15 protein-coding genes and 4 tRNA genes are annotated in these 17,114 nt (G+C 43.0%); all 19 read left to right on the forward strand.

Features of this window, described 5'->3' with window-relative positions:
• The first annotated feature begins 40 nt into the window (after positions 1-40).
• Positions 41-1,141 (forward strand): redox-regulated ATPase YchF, encoded by a 1,101-nt coding sequence (ychF, locus tag QUF73_17830; protein ID MDM5227987.1) that lies wholly within the window; start codon positions 41-43, stop codon positions 1,139-1,141.
• Positions 1,142-1,515: 374 nt separating this feature from the next.
• On the forward strand, positions 1,516-1,803 hold the full coding sequence (gene rpsF / locus QUF73_17835; GenBank protein MDM5227988.1) for a 30S ribosomal protein S6: 288 nt from the start codon (positions 1,516-1,518) through the stop codon (positions 1,801-1,803).
• Positions 1,804-1,840: 37 nt separating this feature from the next.
• Positions 1,841-2,350 carry a single-stranded DNA-binding protein gene (ssb, locus tag QUF73_17840; protein MDM5227989.1) on the forward strand — a complete coding sequence of 170 codons (510 nt, stop codon included), beginning with the start codon at positions 1,841-1,843 and terminating at the stop codon, positions 2,348-2,350.
• A gap of 55 nt (positions 2,351-2,405) precedes the next feature.
• The gene (gene rpsR / locus QUF73_17845; protein ID MDM5227990.1) at positions 2,406-2,645 is read left to right on the forward strand and encodes a 30S ribosomal protein S18; all 240 of its coding nucleotides are present in this window, start codon (positions 2,406-2,408) and stop codon (positions 2,643-2,645) included.
• A 243-nt stretch (positions 2,646-2,888) separates the two neighbouring features.
• Positions 2,889-3,824 (forward strand): YybS family protein, encoded by a 936-nt coding sequence (locus tag QUF73_17850; GenBank protein MDM5227991.1) that lies wholly within the window; start codon positions 2,889-2,891, stop codon positions 3,822-3,824.
• A gap of 31 nt (positions 3,825-3,855) precedes the next feature.
• Positions 3,856-5,829, forward strand: coding sequence for a DHH family phosphoesterase (locus tag QUF73_17855; GenBank protein ID MDM5227992.1), 1,974 nt, complete (start codon positions 3,856-3,858; stop codon positions 5,827-5,829).
• A complete protein-coding gene (gene rplI / locus QUF73_17860) occupies positions 5,826-6,272 on the forward strand; it encodes a 50S ribosomal protein L9 (GenBank protein ID MDM5227993.1) in 447 nt (148 codons plus the stop codon). Before QUF73_17855 ends, rplI begins: the two co-directional genes overlap by 4 nt.
• 237 nt (positions 6,273-6,509) lie before the next feature.
• Positions 6,510-7,874 (forward strand): replicative DNA helicase, encoded by a 1,365-nt coding sequence (gene dnaB, locus QUF73_17865; GenBank protein MDM5227994.1) that lies wholly within the window; start codon positions 6,510-6,512, stop codon positions 7,872-7,874.
• Positions 7,875-8,114: 240 nt separating this feature from the next.
• Complete coding sequence (locus QUF73_17870; GenBank protein MDM5227995.1) at positions 8,115-9,407, forward strand: adenylosuccinate synthase; 1,293 nt, start codon at positions 8,115-8,117, stop codon at positions 9,405-9,407.
• A 594-nt stretch (positions 9,408-10,001) separates the two neighbouring features.
• Positions 10,002-11,261 (forward strand): group II intron reverse transcriptase/maturase, encoded by a 1,260-nt coding sequence (ltrA, locus tag QUF73_17875; protein ID MDM5227996.1) that lies wholly within the window; start codon positions 10,002-10,004, stop codon positions 11,259-11,261.
• 252 nt (positions 11,262-11,513) lie between these two features.
• Positions 11,514-11,912, forward strand: coding sequence for a hypothetical protein (locus tag QUF73_17880; GenBank protein ID MDM5227997.1), 399 nt, complete (start codon positions 11,514-11,516; stop codon positions 11,910-11,912).
• Between the two features lie 155 nt (positions 11,913-12,067).
• On the forward strand, positions 12,068-12,610 hold the full coding sequence (locus tag QUF73_17885) for a helix-turn-helix domain-containing protein (protein ID MDM5227998.1): 543 nt from the start codon (positions 12,068-12,070) through the stop codon (positions 12,608-12,610).
• A 138-nt stretch (positions 12,611-12,748) separates the two neighbouring features.
• Positions 12,749-14,029, forward strand: a complete 1,281-nt coding sequence (locus tag QUF73_17890; protein ID MDM5227999.1) for a hydroxymethylglutaryl-CoA reductase, degradative — start codon at positions 12,749-12,751, stop codon at positions 14,027-14,029.
• Position 14,030: 1 nt separating this feature from the next.
• Entirely contained in the window at positions 14,031-14,495 is a 465-nt protein-coding gene (locus tag QUF73_17895) for a hypothetical protein (GenBank protein MDM5228000.1), read from the forward strand.
• Entirely contained in the window at positions 14,492-15,847 is a 1,356-nt protein-coding gene (locus QUF73_17900; GenBank protein MDM5228001.1) for a tripartite tricarboxylate transporter permease, read from the forward strand. The genes QUF73_17895 and QUF73_17900 overlap by 4 nt, the downstream gene beginning before the upstream one ends.
• 667 nt (positions 15,848-16,514) lie before the next feature.
• A tRNA-Lys gene (locus tag QUF73_17905) sits at positions 16,515-16,590 on the forward strand.
• Positions 16,591-16,604: 14 nt separating this feature from the next.
• Positions 16,605-16,676 (forward strand) — tRNA-Glu (locus QUF73_17910).
• Between the two features lie 61 nt (positions 16,677-16,737).
• Positions 16,738-16,814 (forward strand) — tRNA-Asp (locus tag QUF73_17915).
• An 88-nt stretch (positions 16,815-16,902) separates the two neighbouring features.
• A tRNA-Phe gene (locus QUF73_17920) sits at positions 16,903-16,975 on the forward strand.
• Positions 16,976-17,114: the final 139 nt, after the last annotated feature.

Genomic DNA, 17,114 nt, shown 5'->3' on the forward strand with positions numbered 1-17,114 from the left:
CGCTTTTCTTATAATGAATTAAAGTTGAGGAGTGACTTGGATGGCTTTAACAGCTGGTATTGTAGGTTTGCCGAACGTTGGAAAGTCTACGTTGTTTAATGCAATTACCCAGGCAGGAGCGGAGTCTGCGAACTATCCGTTCTGTACAATTGATCCGAATGTGGGAATTGTTGAAGTGCCTGACCACCGATTGAATAAATTAACAGAATTGGTTCAGCCGAAAAAGACTGTGCCAACGGCTTTCGAATTTACGGATATTGCCGGCATCGTAAAGGGTGCGAGCAAAGGGGAAGGTCTTGGAAATAAATTCCTGTCTCATATCCGTGAAGTAGATGCCATCTGCCAGGTTGTCCGCTGTTTTGCGGATGACAATATTACACACGTTGCAGGGAAAGTGGATCCAATCGATGATATTGAAGTCATCAACCTGGAATTGATTCTGGCTGACCTTGAATCGGTTGAAAAGCGAATTGGCCGCGTGAGCAAGCTGGCTAAGCAGAAAGATAAAGATTCTGTGTTTGAGCTTGAAATTCTGGAAAAATTAAAAGAAGCGTTTGAAGCAGACAAACCGGCGCGTACAGTTGAGTTTACAGAGGAACAAATGAAGCTTGTAAAAGGTCTTCATCTGCTGACAATTAAACCTGTTCTCTACGTGGCGAATGTAAGCGAAGATGATGTAGCAGATCCCTCTTCAAACGAATATGTGCAGCAGGTTAAAGAATTTGCCGCAAAGGATAATGCGGAAGTAATTGTAATCTGTGCAAAAATTGAATCTGAAATTGCGGAGCTTGATGGGGAAGAAAAAGAAATGTTCCTTCAGGAGCTTGGCATTGAAGAATCCGGCCTTGATCAGCTGATTAGAGCAGCCTACAATCTGCTTGGACTGGCAACTTACTTCACTGCCGGAGTACAGGAAGTCCGCGCCTGGACATTCCGCAAAGGCATGAAGGCTCCACAGTGTGCGGGAGTTATTCACTCAGACTTTGAAAAAGGGTTCATTCGTGCAGAAACAGTTTCCTATGACGACCTTGTTGCTGCAGGCAATATGACAGCTGCCAAAGAAGCAGGAAAAGTCCGCCTCGAAGGAAAAGAATATATTGTGAAAGACGGAGATGTCATGCACTTCCGCTTTAACGTTTAATTTTTGAGAACCTCTATTTAGGGGTTCTTTTTTTAGTATGCGGCAGTAGGAAGCTGATTTCGCGGAGTGACCAATATATGAAATAAGCGGACGATTAACCTGGGAGTTGACCGATATATTTTCAAAGTGACCGAAAAAAATGACATCTGACCGAAAAACTGATGAAAGTGACCGATATAGCAGGCGGCTGCAATAAATCTGCATTGCAGACCAACATAATAGAGGTACTCTCTCAAAATAATCTTCCACCTGCCAATTAACTCTAGTGTTATTGCTTTTGCATAATTAATGTGCTATAATTTCAACTTGTGAGTAATGAATATATTGCTCCTTGCCCTTTTGAAGGGCCGTTAGACCAAAAGGAGGTGAAAGTGATGAGAAAGTACGAAGTTATGTACATCATCCGCCCAAACATTGAAGATGAGGCTAAAAAAGCCCTAGTTGAGCGTTTCAACACAATCTTAACTGACAATGGTGCGGAGGTTTCTGAATCAAAGGATTGGGGTAAGCGTCGCCTTGCATACGAAATCAATGATTTCCGCGATGGCTACTACCAGCTAATGAACGTTAATGCTGAAGCAAAAGCAGTTGACGAGTTCACTCGTTTAGCTAAAATCAGCGAAGACATCATCCGTTACATCGTTGTTAAAGACGAAAAATAATAGATAAAGCCATTTTTACCGAGAGGAGTTGATTCTGATGATGAACCGTGTTGTTCTTGTCGGACGTTTGACAAAGGATCCTGATTTACGGTATACCCCGAACGGAGTTCCTGTCGCTTCATTCACTCTTGCCGTGAATCGTACTTTTACGAATCAGCAAGGTGAGCGGGAGGCAGACTTTATCAACTGTGTGGTATGGAGAAAGCCAGCTGAAAACGTAGCGAACTTCCTTAAAAAAGGCAGTCTTGCAGGTGTAGATGGCCGGCTTCAGTCCCGCAGCTACGAAGGCCAGGATGGAAAGCGTGTTTACGTGACAGAAGTCCAGGCTGAGAGTGTGCAATTCCTTGAGCCGAAGAATAGTTCTGGCGGCCAGGGCGGCAATCCGAACTACGGCGGTCCAAGAGATCAGGATTTCCCATTTGGAAATAACAGCAATCAGAATCAACGCCAGGATAATCGTAATCAGGGCGGCTATACTCGCGTGGATCAGGACCCATTCGCAAATGACGGCCAAATCGACATTTCCGATGACGACCTGCCATTCTAATAGTGCCCGATTATGAACGGAAATATAATCAAAAAGCTAAAGGAGGTAACTGACCATGGCTGGAGGACGCAGAGGAGGACGTGCTAAACGTCGTAAGGTTTGCTTTTTCACTGCAAACGGAATCACTCACATCGACTACAAAGATGTGGATCTTCTTAAAAAATTCATCTCTGAGCGCGGTAAGATTTTACCACGTCGTGTAACTGGCACTAACGCTAAATACCAACGTAAATTAACGATTGCTATTAAGCGTGCGCGCCAAATGGCATTGCTGCCATACGTTTCTGGTGAATAATAAATATGAAAAGACGCTGGTATCCGGCGTCTTTTTTATTATGCCTTTCTTCTTTAACGCAGGATTGTATTAAAGTGTAAACTTGATGAAAAAGCCGGCATTCCCTCTTCCGAAATCGCGAAGGTTGAACCTGCATTTAATACTAGCTACAATAGACTTTATGAGTTGTCTTATTTGGAATGGTTCAAAAAGCCGGGAAAATGATTTTCCCCTTTTTGGATACACAGTTTGAGGGGTGTATCAATGAATAATGTACATAAATTAACAGAGGGTGCAGTGCTTCTGGCTGTTTTTGCAGTGCTTCTTCTGATTTCGCTCTATGTGCCGTTTCTCGGTACCGTTTCGGTTTTCTTCCTGGCTCTTCCGTTTATTATGTTTGCAGCAAAAAATAACCGGATGTACGCGATTGTATTTCTGACGGGAGGCATCCTGCTTTCTCTGATTATCGGTTCGTTTATGGCGCTGCCGCTTGTGCTGACATTTGGACTGACCGGGACCGTAATCGGCATTTTTGTAAGTGAAAATAAAGGAAGGCTGCCTTCCTTTATTGCGGGTACCCTGGTATTCCTTGCAGCCCTGCTGATCCTGTATGCAGCGGCAGTTGCTCTTTTTAATGTGAATATTATTCAAGAAGGCATCGATATGATGGAGGAGTCCATCCAAATTTCAGAAGGAGTGCTTGAAGGCTTTGGCCAGAACGCGGATAAAGCAGTCGAGCAATTTACGGCAGGCCTGAAAATGATTGAGACGCTGACGCCAAGCTTATTCGTCATGACATCGGTCATTTCCGTTTTTGTCATCCAGCTTGTCTCCTTTCCGATTGCCAAAAGATTCGGTATTAAGGTTGAAAGCTGGAAGCCGTTCAGGGAAATGAGCCTGCCGAAAAGCATATTATGGTACTATCTCATTACCATTATAGCTTCTTTCCTTTTTAATCCTTCAGAAGGAAGCTACTGGTTTATGGCCCTTGTAAATATTGCATTCATTCTGCAGATTTTCATGGTCATTCAAGGCCTGTCCCTGATTTTCTTTTTCAGCCATTTAAAAGGGTGGCCGAAAGCTGTGCCGGTTCTGGCAGCTGTATTTACATTTCTTATGCCATTTCTCCTTTATATTGTGAGGATATTAGGTATAATTGACTTAGGATTTGATTTAAGGCAAAGATTAGGAAAAAAGTGATGAACAACACTACTGTTTAGGAGCTGAAAACATGCCTTCGTATTTAGAAAAGCGGTCCATACGCTATCCGATTTTTGGATTGATGGGCATAACAGTGGTGCTTCTCGGTATATTGGCGTACTACAATTGGCTTTTTGCACTAATTGGGCTGTTTCTGGCCATCCTTCCTTTCTACTATCTTTTTCAGCTGATTCAGAAGCATCGGAAGGAGACGGAAGAATACATCTCGACCCTTTCCTACAGGGTGAAAAAAGTCGGCGAAGAAGCTCTGATGGAAATGCCGATCGGGATTATGCTCATTAATGATGAGTATTACATTGAATGGACCAATCCCTTTTTAGCATCCTGCTTCGATGAAGATACGCTAGTCGGAAGATCGCTTTATGATGTTGCGGATTCGCTTGTTCCGCTGATCAAACAAGAAGTGGAAACTGAAATCATCACCCTTCACGACCGCAAATTCCGGGTGATCCATAAACCGGAAGAGCGCCTTTTATACTTTTTTGATGTCACGGAACAGACCGAAATTGAAAAAATGTATCAGGAAGAACGGACGGTTATCGCCATTATTTTCCTTGATAATTATGATGAACTGACTCAGGGGATGGATGACCAGACAAAAAGCAGTCTCAATAGCCTGGTGACCCAGATATTAAATAAATGGGCACAGGACAATGGGGTCTTCTTGAAGAGAGTCTCATCTGAGCGATTTATCGCTGTATTTAATGAACATATTCTGCAGCTTCTGGAAAAAGGGAAGTTCACGATTCTCGATGATGTCCGGGAAACCACTTCCAAGCAAAACGTTCCATTAACATTAAGCGTGGGCGTCGGAACAGGGGTTTCTTCCCTTCCTGAGCTCGGTTCACTGGCCCAGTCCAGCTTAGACCTGGCATTAGGCCGCGGCGGAGACCAGGTGGCCATCAAACAGACGAACGGGAAGGTTAAATTCTTCGGGGGAAAAACCAATCCTGTTGAAAAAAGAACACGGGTCCGTGCACGCGTGATTTCCCATGCGCTGAAGGAACTGATTTCCGAAAGCGATAAAGTGATCATCATGGGCCACAAAAGCCCGGATATGGATGCGATTGGAGCGGCCATCGGCATTCAGAAGGTGGCGCGCCTGAATCAGCGTGAAGGCTATGTGGTTGTGAATTTTAATGAACTCGATACAGGTGTCAGAAGGATGATGAAGGAAATTGAAAAGAATGGAGAGCTCTTTTCTAAATTCATCACCCCGGAACAGGCGATGGAAATTGCAACAGACGATACCCTGCTCGTGGTCGTTGACACCCACAAGCCATCCATGGTGATTGAGGAAAAGCTGCTTCATAAGATTGAACATGTTGTCGTCATCGACCATCACCGCCGCGCTGAAGAGTTCATCCATAATCCTCTGCTGGTTTATATGGAGCCGTATGCCTCCTCCACAGCAGAACTGGTGACAGAGCTTCTTGAATATCAGCCGAAAAACGGCAGAATCGAAATGCTGGAAGCAACGGCCCTGCTTGCCGGGATTATTGTCGATACGAAGAGTTTTTCACTGCGGACAGGATCCAGGACGTTTGATGCGGCTTCCTATCTGCGCGGACAGGGTGCAGATACCGTGCTCGTCCAAAAGTTCTTAAAAGAGGATGTAGATACCTACATCAAGCGGGCTAAGCTGATTGAAACCGTTCAATTTTACAGAGAAGGAATTGCGATTGCCAAGGGACGGCCGGATCAGATATTTGACCAGGTTCTGATTGCCCAGACAGCAGATACTTTGCTGATGATGGATGGTGTGGTTGCTTCATTTGTCATTTCAAACCGCTCTGAAAACATGATAGGGGTCAGCGCACGTTCCCTCGGGGATATCAATGTCCAGGTGATCATGGAAAACCTTGAAGGCGGCGGACACTTAACTAACGCTGCCACACAGCTTCATGATGCAACACTTGATGATGTTGAGGTCCGATTAAAAGAGGCTATAGATGAATACTTTGAAGGGAGAAAAAAAGAATGAAAGTAATCTTTTTAAAAGACGTTAAGGGCAAGGGCAAAAAAGGCGAAGTAAAAAATGTAGCAGATGGCTATGCACATAACTTTTTAATTAAACAAGGGCTTGCTGTCGAAGCAAACCAGGCTAATGTCAGCAGCCTGAACGCCCAAAAGAAAAAAGAAGTAAAGCTTGCCGAAGAGGAACTGGCTGATGCAAAAAAACTAAAAGAAACACTTGAAAAGCTGACGGTTGATTTTACAGCAAAATCAGGTGAAGGCGGCCGCCTTTTCGGATCCATCACAAGCAAGCAAATTGCAGAAGAGCTTCAAAAGAAGCACAGCATCAAAATCGACAAGCGCAAAATCGAAATGGAAGATGCGATCCGCACGCTCGGATACACTAAGGTTCCAGTCAAGCTTCATACTGAAGTAACGGCAACATTAAACGTACATGTAAAAGAAGCTTAAAATGAAACTTCAATGAATGCGATAAACTAATATTGGAAGTGGCTTTTGCTTATAAACATGTTAAAATAAAAGGGTTGATTAAAATGTGATCAGTTTCTGCTGGTCGCATTTTTTAAAGGGAAATTTAGAGATTTTTAAATAGATATAGTGTTACTTTATTCTTTTTAAAGCGCAGGAACAAACGGTTTGGCTTGTTCCGACAGGCGCTTGCGCATTTCAATTAGGAGGTTTGAATGGATGAGTGACTTATTTGCGGATCGGCTCCCGCCTCAAAATATTGAAGCGGAACAGGCAGTGCTTGGGGCAATCTTTCTTGAACCCTCCTCTCTTACACAAGCATCAGAGATTTTGATACCTGAAGACTTCTACCGTGCGGCACACCAGAAGATTTTCAATGTGATGCTGAAGCTGAGCGACCAGGGAAAAGCGGTCGACTTAGTAACCGTGACAGAAGAGCTCAGTGCAGCGAAACTGCTGGAGGATACCGGAGGGGTCAGCTATTTAAGTGAACTGGCCGGTTCTGTTCCAACAGCAGCGAATATCGAGTACTATGCAAAGATCGTTGAAGAAAAGTCATTGCTTCGCAGGCTGATCCGGACGGCAACGGGCATTGCCCAGGACGGCTATACACGTGAGGATGAAGTAGAAGTTCTGCTGGGAGAAGCTGAGAAAAATATCATGGAGGTTGCACAGCGCAAAAACGCCGGTGCCTTTCATAATATTAAGGATGTTCTGGTCCGGACCTACGATAATATCGAGGAAATGCATAACCGTAAAGGAGATATTACAGGGATTGCGACTGGATTCGCCGAGCTGGACCGCATGACAGCCGGCTTCCAGCGCAATGACCTCATCATTGTCGGTGCCCGCCCTTCCGTGGGTAAAACAGCCTTCGCCCTGAACATCGCGCAAAACGTGGCAACGAAGACCGGGGAAAACGTCGCGATCTTCAGCCTTGAGATGGGTGCCGAACAGCTTGTCATGCGTATTCTTTGTGCAGAAGGAAATATTGATGCCCAAAGGCTTCGTACCGGCTCCCTGACGGATGAGGACTGGGGAAAGCTGACGATGGCAATGGGAAGCCTATCAAATGCAGGGATTTTTATTGATGATACCCCAGGTGTCAGAATCACAGATATTCGATCTAAGTGCCGCCGTTTAAAGCAGGAGCATGGGCTTGGCATGATTCTGATCGACTATCTGCAATTAATCCTGGGAAGCGGACGTTCGGGAGAAAACCGCCAGCAGGAAGTATCTGAAATCTCACGTTCCCTTAAGCAATTGGCCCGTGAACTTCAGGTCCCTGTTATCGCACTGTCCCAGCTTTCCCGTGGAGTGGAACAGCGCCAGGATAAGCGCCCGATGATGTCAGATATCCGTGAATCGGGAAGTATCGAGCAGGATGCCGATATCGTGGCATTCCTATACCGTGATGACTACTACGACAAAGAATCCGAAGACAAAAACATCATTGAAATCATTATCGCCAAGCAGCGTAACGGCCCGGTTGGAACCGTTCAGCTGGCATTCGTGAAAGAGTATAATAAATTCGTAAACTTAGAGAAACGCTTTGATGATTCATTTGCGCCGCCTGGTGCATAAAGAGGGCCTGCATTTTGCATGTCCTCTTTTTTATTGTCTGGCTCCAAGAATTTCTAATTTTCTTATTTTCATATTTTCATGGTTTCACGAACATATTTTTATATTTTTATTAAAAATGTTCGTGTTTTATTGACTATCACACATCACCTTGGTAAACTAAGATGGTTGAAATAAGTTACTTAATTAAAAATGTTTTTATAGAATTTTTAAAACCATGGGATTCCCGGAGGTGCTTTTTTAATGTCATCAGTAGTAGTTGTTGGAACACAGTGGGGAGATGAAGGGAAAGGGAAAATTACAGACTTCCTTTCTGAAAATGCAGAAGTCATCGCACGCTACCAAGGCGGAAACAATGCAGGACATACAATCAAATTCAACGGTGAAACATATAAGCTTCATTTAATTCCATCTGGAATATTCTATAGCGATAAAATTTGCACGATCGGAAACGGAATGGTTGTCGATCCTAAAGCGCTGGTAAAAGAATTGGCATATCTTCATGACAAGGGAGTTACAACAGACAACCTGCGCATTTCAAACCGCGCACATGTCATCCTTCCATATCACCTGAAGCTTGATGAAGTGGAAGAAGAGCGCAAAGGCGCTAACAAGATCGGTACAACGAAAAAGGGTATCGGCCCTGCTTACATGGATAAAGCAGCCCGCAACGGAATCCGCATCGCGGACCTTCTTGACCGTGAAGTGTTTGAAGAAAAGCTTGCACGCAACCTTGAAGAAAAGAACCGCCTGCTTGAGCGCTTCTATGAAACAGAAGGATTTACAATCGAAGAAATCCTGGATGAATACTATGAGTATGGCCAGCAGATCAAGCATTATGTCTGCGACACTTCTGTGGTGCTTAACGACGCATTGGATGAAGGCCGCCGCGTTCTTTTCGAAGGTGCACAAGGAGTTATGCTTGATATCGACCAGGGTACTTACCCATTCGTTACATCCTCTAACCCAGTGGCTGGCGGCGTAACAATCGGTTCTGGTGTCGGCCCTACAAAAATCAAGCATGTTGTAGGTGTATCCAAGGCCTATACGACTCGTGTAGGAGACGGCCCATTCCCAACTGAGCTTGATAATGAAATCGGAAACCAAATCCGTGAGGTAGGCCGTGAATACGGTACAACAACTGGCCGTGCCCGCCGCGTCGGCTGGTTCGACAGCGTGGTTGTCCGCCATGCCCGCCGTGTCAGCGGTATTACAGACCTTTCTCTTAACTCCATCGATGTACTGACTGGAATTGAGGCATTAAAAATCTGTGTAGCATACCGTCATAACGGAGAAGTAATCGAAGAGTTCCCTGCCAGCTTAAAAGTACTGGCTGAATGTGAGCCGGTATACGAAGAGCTTCCAGGCTGGACAGAAGACATCACAGGCTGCAAATCACTGGATGAGCTTCCTGCGAATGCCCGCCACTACCTGGAGCGAGTTTCACAGCTGACAGGAATTCCATTATCGATCTTCTCAGTAGGTCCGGACCGCACACAGACAAACGTAGTCCGCAGCCCATGGAGACAAAACTAATACTTGATTGGAAAGCCCTAATGCGAATTAGGGCTTTTTTGTGTGCGCCCGGCATGGGTGCAGTCTATAGGGTGCAAGTCCCGAGCCATGAAGGCAGTAGTAGTGGTTAGCTTAACGCAAGGGTGTCCGCGGTGACGCGGAATCTGAAGGAAGCGAGCGGCAAACCTCCGGTCTGAGGAACACGAACTTCATATAAGGCTAGGTACCATTGGATGAGTTTGCACATCAAAACGAAATCCTTACTGCCGAAGGTGGTACAGAGTAAATGGAGCAGATAGATGGAGGGAAAGACTGTACTCTTACCCGGGGAGGTCTGATTGAAACGCCAAGTACACTTGGTAACCTATCTAATGATAGATAGCTGAACAATCAGAAGTCAGCAGAGGTCATAGTACCTTACCAACTCGAGACGGTAAGGGAAGGACTGAACAATTAGGAAGAACGAGAAACTAGGCATACAATTCCTGTGTAGAAGCAGACAATCCGAAAGGACTTACTTGAAGGAGGAAGTGGTGAATCCACAGGGGACTTCATGAGGGTGGAGCAGGAATAACATAATTAGATTTCTACGTTCACGTCGAAAGGAAATATCACATGTTAATGGATCTGATTCTGTCACGGGAAAACTTAATAGAAGCACTTAAACGTGTGGAGAAGAACAAAGGGAGTCACGGCATAGATGGAATGTCCGTAAAATCCCTACGAAGACATCTTTATGAGAACTGGGACACCCTTTGTGACTCTTTAAGGAAAGGTACCTATCAACCTAACCCAGTCCGTCGAGTCGAAATCCCGAAATCGAACGGTGGAGTAAGGTTACTAGGAATACCTACCGTGACAGACCGGTTCATCCAACAGGCCATCGCCCAAGTTCTAACCCCGCTTTTTGACCCAACCTTCTCAGAACATAGTTATGGATTTAGACCAAAAAGAAGAGCTCACGACGCTGTTCGTAAAGCAAGGGAATTTATAAGTGAAGGTTATAGATGGGTGATTGACATGGACTTGGAGAAATTCTTTGACAAAGTGAATCATGATAAATTGATGGGGATAATGGCAAGTAAAATCCAAGACCGATTGGTCTTGAAATTGATACGGAAATATCTCCAAGCAGGAATCATGATAAATGGTGTAGTCCATGATGCAGAAGAAGGGACACCACAAGGAGGTCCTCTGAGCCCTCTTCTTTCGAATATCCTTCTGGATAAGCTCGATAAAGAGCTAGAAAAGAGAGGTCACAAGTTTGTCCGCTACGCCGATGATTGTAATATTTACATGAAATCGAAGAAAGCTGGAGAACGAGTGATGAACTCGATTACATGCTTCATTGAGCAGAAATTAAAGCTTAAAGTAAATAGAGAAAAATCAGCGGTTGATCGCCCGTGGAAACGAAAGTTCCTTGGCTTTAGCTTTACGTTTAATAAGATACCGAAGGTTCGAATAGCAAATGAAAGTATCAAAAAGCTTAAAACTAAAATAAGGGAGTTAACCTCCCGTTCTAAACCAATTCCTATGGAAGTTAGAATCGAGAAACTAAATCAATATCTAACGGGATGGTGTGGATATTTTGCATTGGCTGATACACCAAGTAAATTTAAAGAATTCGATGAGTGGATTAGAAGAAGACTTCGTATGATTGAATGGAAACAATGGAAGAAACCGAGGACAAGAGTAAGAAAACTCAAAGGTCTAGGTGTCACTGACCAAAAGGCATACGAATGGGGAAACTCCAGAAAGAAATATTGGAGAATAGCCTCTAGTCCAATCCTACACAAAACCCTCGATAACTCCTACTGGAGTAATCGAGGGCTTAAAAGTCTATATCAAAGATATGAATTTCTACGTCAAACTTAATTGAACCGCCGTATACCGAACGGTACGTACGGTGGTGTGAGAGGTCGGGGGTTAGTCACCCCCTCCTACTCGATTTTTTAAAGCTGCTTTTACTTTGGGTTCATTCGGACAGGAGAAGAGAAAATCCGAGGGGAAGAGTCCGAAGCTGGTGCTGATTCGGACAGGAGAAGGGGAAATCAGTGGGAGAGAGTCCGAATCTGGTGCTGATTCGGACAGGAGAAGAGAAAATCCGAGGGGGAGAGTCCGAAGCTGGTGCTGATTCGGACAGGAGAAGAGGAAATCAGAGGGGAAGAGTCCGAAGTTGGTGCTGATTCGGACAGGAGAAGAGGAAATCAGAGGGGAAGAGTCCGAAGTTGGTGCTGGTTCGGACAGGAGAAGAGGAAATCAGAGGGAGAGAGTCCGAAGTTGGTGCACACTCGGACAAGAGAAGGAGAAAATCGGGAGGAAGAGTCCGAAGCTGGCGCACATTCGGACAGGAGAAGGGGAAATCAGAGGGAGAGAGTCCGAAGTTGGCGCACATTCGGACAGGAGAAGAAGAAATCAGAGGGAGAGAGTCCGAAGCCGGTGCACATTTGGGCAGGAAAAGAGGAAATCAGAGAGTTTGAGTCCGAAGCTGAAGTTAAGCACACTATTAAGTGTAAATTTATCTGACAGTTGATTATCTCCATGCAAAACACGGATGCTTTAAAGATCAATAGAGAATTCCATAAATATTGCATTAGCTATTTTCATCAAAGAATATTCAGTTATAATTTACTCTTAGATGAACAATTTAACAGGAGGGGATTAACATTTATCTTCAAGAAATCGGTAAAAAAGTTAAAGAAGCTAGATTAAATAAGGCATTAACTCAACAAGAATTGGCAGATAAATGCCAGTTAACTAAAAGTCATATTTCCAAAATAGAAAATGGCCAAGCTGCTCCTGCAGTAGCGACATTATCCAAAATTGCCCAAGAACTAGGTGCGCCCTTATCATGGTTTCTTGAAACAAATATTCAAAATAAATTATCGATTGTCAAAGAGAAAGAAAGGAAAGTAAAAGTCGGAAGTAGTGAGATAGGATATACATACGAAACAATGGCAAAGCGTGCTCAGTTTAGCAAAGTGGAACCTGTGATTATAACGGTTTTGCCAGAAGCTGAATTGGTAGAACCCTTTACCCATTCTGAGGATGAATTTATTTATGTGCTTTCAGGGTCTATTAATCTTTTTTATGATGGAGAATTGCACTATTTAAAACAAGGTGATAGCGCTTATTTTGAGGGGGACGTGCCTCATATTTTCCTGCCAACAGAAAGTAAGGAAGCGAAAGTCTTAGCAATGTTTATACAAGTTAATTCCTTCTGAATAATTATCTGAAATATTTTTTAATTTAGAATTAAGTATATATTAAGTATTTACAACTTTTTAATAATCATGTACTCTTTGTGTAATGGAATTCAACAAAGTTGAATTCCATTAAACTAAACATAAGGAGTGTATATAATGCCTGCTACAACAACTACTACCAGAGTTCCAGGTTTCTATCGTTTAACACCTGATGAGAGATTGGACATTGTAACGAAAAACTGCAAATTGACTGAAGATGAAACAAAATATTTATCCGGAGAACATGCACTTTCAATGGATTTAGCCGATTCTATGATTGAAAACGTTATTGGTCAGATTGGAATTCCAATTGGAGTTGCGGCTAATTTCAAGATTAATGGAAAAGACACATTTATTCCGATGGCCACGGAAGAACCTTCTGTTGTTGCAGCAGCAAGCAACGCGGCCAAAGCGGCGTATGATCTTGGAGGTTTTTATACTTCGATGAGCGGAACGATTATGCGCGGACAAATTCAGGTTCTTAATGTGGCAGACCCATTTGCAGCAAGAGCAAAGATTTTTGAACATAAAGCCGAAATTTTACAGCGCTGTAATGAAAAAGACCCCACATTAGTCTCTTTAGGCGGTGGAGCGATTGATTTAGAAGTAAATATTATTCAAACAACAAATAACCTAATGCTTGTCATCCATTTAATCGTTGATACGAAGGATGCAATGGGTGCAAATGCTGTTAACACAATGGCTGAATCTGTTGCACCTTTCATCGAAACAATTACCAATGGCCGAGTCGTTCTAAGAATCATTTCTAATTTAGCCGATCGCAGATTAGTTCGTGCAAGGGCAGTATTTTCAGCGGAAGCACTTGGAGGCAAAGAAATTGTCGAAAATATTGTAAACGCTTTCGAATTTGCGGATTTTGATCCATATCGTGCCGCCACACATAATAAAGGGATCATGAATGGAATAACAGCAGTTGTTTTAGCAACTGGAAATGATACAAGAGCGGTAGAAGCGGGTGCACACGCCTATGCATCGATTTCCGGTCGTTACCGATCTTTAACTAAGTGGGAAATCAATAAAGATGGTAATTTATCAGGTTCGATTGAACTTCCAATGGCCGTTGGAATTGTAGGTGGTGCAACGAAAACTCATCCAGTTGCAAAAGCGTCTCTGAAAATAATGGAAATCAATTCTGCTGAAGAATTAGCCGGCTGCATTGCTGCAGCAGGTCTTGCTCAAAATGCTGCTGCCCTGCGTGCATTGTCTTCAGAAGGTGTTCAAAGAGGACACATGTCTTTGCATGCCAGAAACTTAGCTGTAATGGTAGGTGCAAAAAGATCCGAGATAGATAGAATTGTTGCACAAGCAATAGAAGAAAAAGACCTTAGATATGATCGAATTTTGGAGATAACTAAAGCCATTCAAAGAGGTGAATAATATGCTTCCCAAGCCTGCCGATGTAAAAGATTCGGAAACTAGCAATTTGACGCAAAACAATGGGGAAAAAATGTATCTAGAGATATTGGGTGACACTATTCTTCCCAATCACTTGCTCTTAGCCATTATCATAAGTGTTGGAATCAGCTTAGGAGGATATAACATAGGCCTATGGCTATTCCCTTCTATCGCCAGCGCCCAGATGGTACCGTCTTATTCATTACTCCTTGGTATTTCTGGAAGTGTATTATCGCTTGTTCTTTGTTCTTTGGTTTTTAAACCTAAGAGAATACTGATTGAAGAAGAAACTTCAGCTGAAAGTATGATTGAAGTATTTAAGGATTTACAATTGGATCCTCATGAAGAATTAGAATTAATTGAAAATGATCCAATTACAAAAAAGGAATTAGAAGAGTTAGGGGTATTAAATCATTTTAGGGCAATTGGAGGTGAGCGCAAGAAATGAGTTTATTATTAACGGTAATTTTATTTGCATTACTTGGTGCAGTCGTCTTTTCGTTAATAGGATTAATTTCTGGGACAGATGAAACAGCGATTATGGTTCCACTTACTTTATTGGTCATTCTATTAGGCGCTCCTCCAGCTGCCGTCTTTGCATTTTTCATGGCTGCTGTTCTCGCAAAACACCTTACGCATGCTGTTCCGACTGCATTAATGGGTATCCCAGGTGATACAACTGCAGTTCCATTAATAGATCATGCGACAACATTAAGAAGAATGGGGATGCCCCATATTGCTTTGAGAAAGATGATATCCGGAGGAGTTATTGGAGCATTTATTGCGTTGCCTACAGCAGTGCTGTTAGGAGAATTTTTAGGGCAATTTGCTGATTTCTTTAAAGCATCTGCAGGAATTATTTTCACGCTTGCCGCTATTTTGATTGCCTTTTTCTCTAAAGGCAAATGGGTAAGTATTTTGATGATTCTCCCTTTTGCATTCTTTATTAAAAGCTTAAACTTGATTAGCTTCAGTATATTAGATAAAAATTTAGCAATCAGCTTCTTCTTAGGGATCGCAATTGGCCCCATGTTTTCTGATATTTTAATTGCAACCTCTTCAAGTGCCAGACGTTCGATCGAAAGGGATAAGGCAAAAGAGTATCATTTGGCTCCTGAAACAAAATCATGGAAGGGCTACTTCCCTAATCCATTAAAAATACTAACAGGCAGACAGAAATTTTTTACTTCTATTACTACCTTTATTTCTTCACTGACTTTTGTTTTTAGTCCTGTTGGTATGACATCCCTTATGGGTGAAATTGTAGGTTCCAGAACGAAAGGAAGTTATAAAAAATCAACAACAAGTTTAACGGTAATGAACGGTGTTACTGAGTCAACCTATATTGCTGAAGCACTCATTCCCTTAATTGCTTTTGGAATTCCATTAAGTCCCGTTGCATTAGGTCCAGCTTCACCATTGTTTAACGCACCTCCCGTTTACTCTGTAGATCCTATCAATAATCTGCACACATATTTGACATCATGGGAATTCTTCCTTTACGGTGCAATTGGACTAATAGTAGCAACACTTATTGCTTATCCTTTCTCAATGAACTATGCAAGAAAAGCTTCAGTTATTGTAATGAGATTAGTTAGCCAGGAAGCAATTGTGGCAATGTTCATCGGGTTAGCTTGTCTTCTTGCATTTCATGAGGCACAACTTGTAGGTATTGTTCTGACGTTTACAGTGGCTGCTGTTGGGGGGTTGTTAAATCGAATTTTGGGTATGGGAGCAGGTGTCCAGTTTATGGTTTTCTATGCCTCATCATGGTTAATGATGACCATTTTCGGTATTTAAGAGAAAGGGACATCATCAGGACAATTGATGCCTTGATCACAGAATCGATGTTTGAACCCATGGCGGATTATTTTAAAACGTCAAGATTTAGTTAAACTGTAATTGAGTCATAATTAATTCCTCCACATTGTTTTCGTCGCAGATAACATTGCTGGACAAAGGAATTAATTTGACTCTTTTCTTTTTACACAATTATATGGGTTTAACCGAAGTTAGCACTCATTCGGACAGGAGAAGGGGAAATCCGAGCTGGCGAGTCCGAACCCGCATAGTTGGCTTAAATTGGGGAAAGAATTGAAAATTTGAGGAGTAAATGATAAAAAATGGGGAAAAGAATCCATAAATCAGGGAAAAGAACTCTTAATTTAGGGAAAGGACCTATCCAACGTATGGATGCAGCCTGGGTTTAACCTATCCTGCCTCAGTCTTCTGCTAAAAAGAAAGTTTTATAAAAAAGTTATTGCGCTTTTATAAAACTCTATGATATTATAAAAAGCGTCGCCAAGGTGACAACCTTGGAAACACTGCATGAGCCATTAGCTCAGTCGGTAGAGCAGATTGCAGCATCAGTGAATTTCTTCACCCGAATAGCAATCTGTGACAAAGCACGCAGGGCTTTGGAACATCTGACTTAGCAGTATCAGGCTTTAGGCAACAATTATAATACGAGCCATTAGCTCAGTCGGTAGAGCATCTGACTTTTAATCAGAGGGTCGAAGGTTCGAGTCCTTCATGGCTCACCATTTATATTTTATTTGGCCCCTTGGTCAAGCGGTTAAGACACCGCCCTTTCACGGCGGTAACACGGGTTCGAATCCCGTAGGGGTCATGGCGAATAACCGTCAGCAAACGGCTGGCAAGTCCAGCTCACTTGCTGGCGGTTATTATTTGGTCCGGTAGTTCAGTTGGTTAGAATGCCTGCCTGTCACGCAGGAGGTCGCGGGTTCGAGTCCCGTCCGGACCGCCATTTACATAAATTTGCTTCATCTAAAATCGATTGTAAAATCGGGACAAAGGACGAAGCAAAACATGATTTAGGAAAAATAACTTAATAAGGCTCAGTAGCTCAGTCGGTAGAGCAAAGGACTGAAAATCCTTGTGTCGGCGGTTCGATTCCGTCCTGAGCCATCCCAAAAAGGAGTATGTAACCAAGCATGCTCCTTTTTGTTACATTCATGTAATACAAGCAGGTTCCGGCTGCATGCCCGGTGTAATTTAGCACTCCCCTGACTCATCTTCTTTCGCACCTCTAATAAACCCCTATAAA

It is taken from the genome of Cytobacillus sp. NJ13, assembly GCA_030348385.1.
Classification (GTDB): Bacteria; Bacillota; Bacilli; order Bacillales; family Cytobacillaceae; genus Cytobacillus.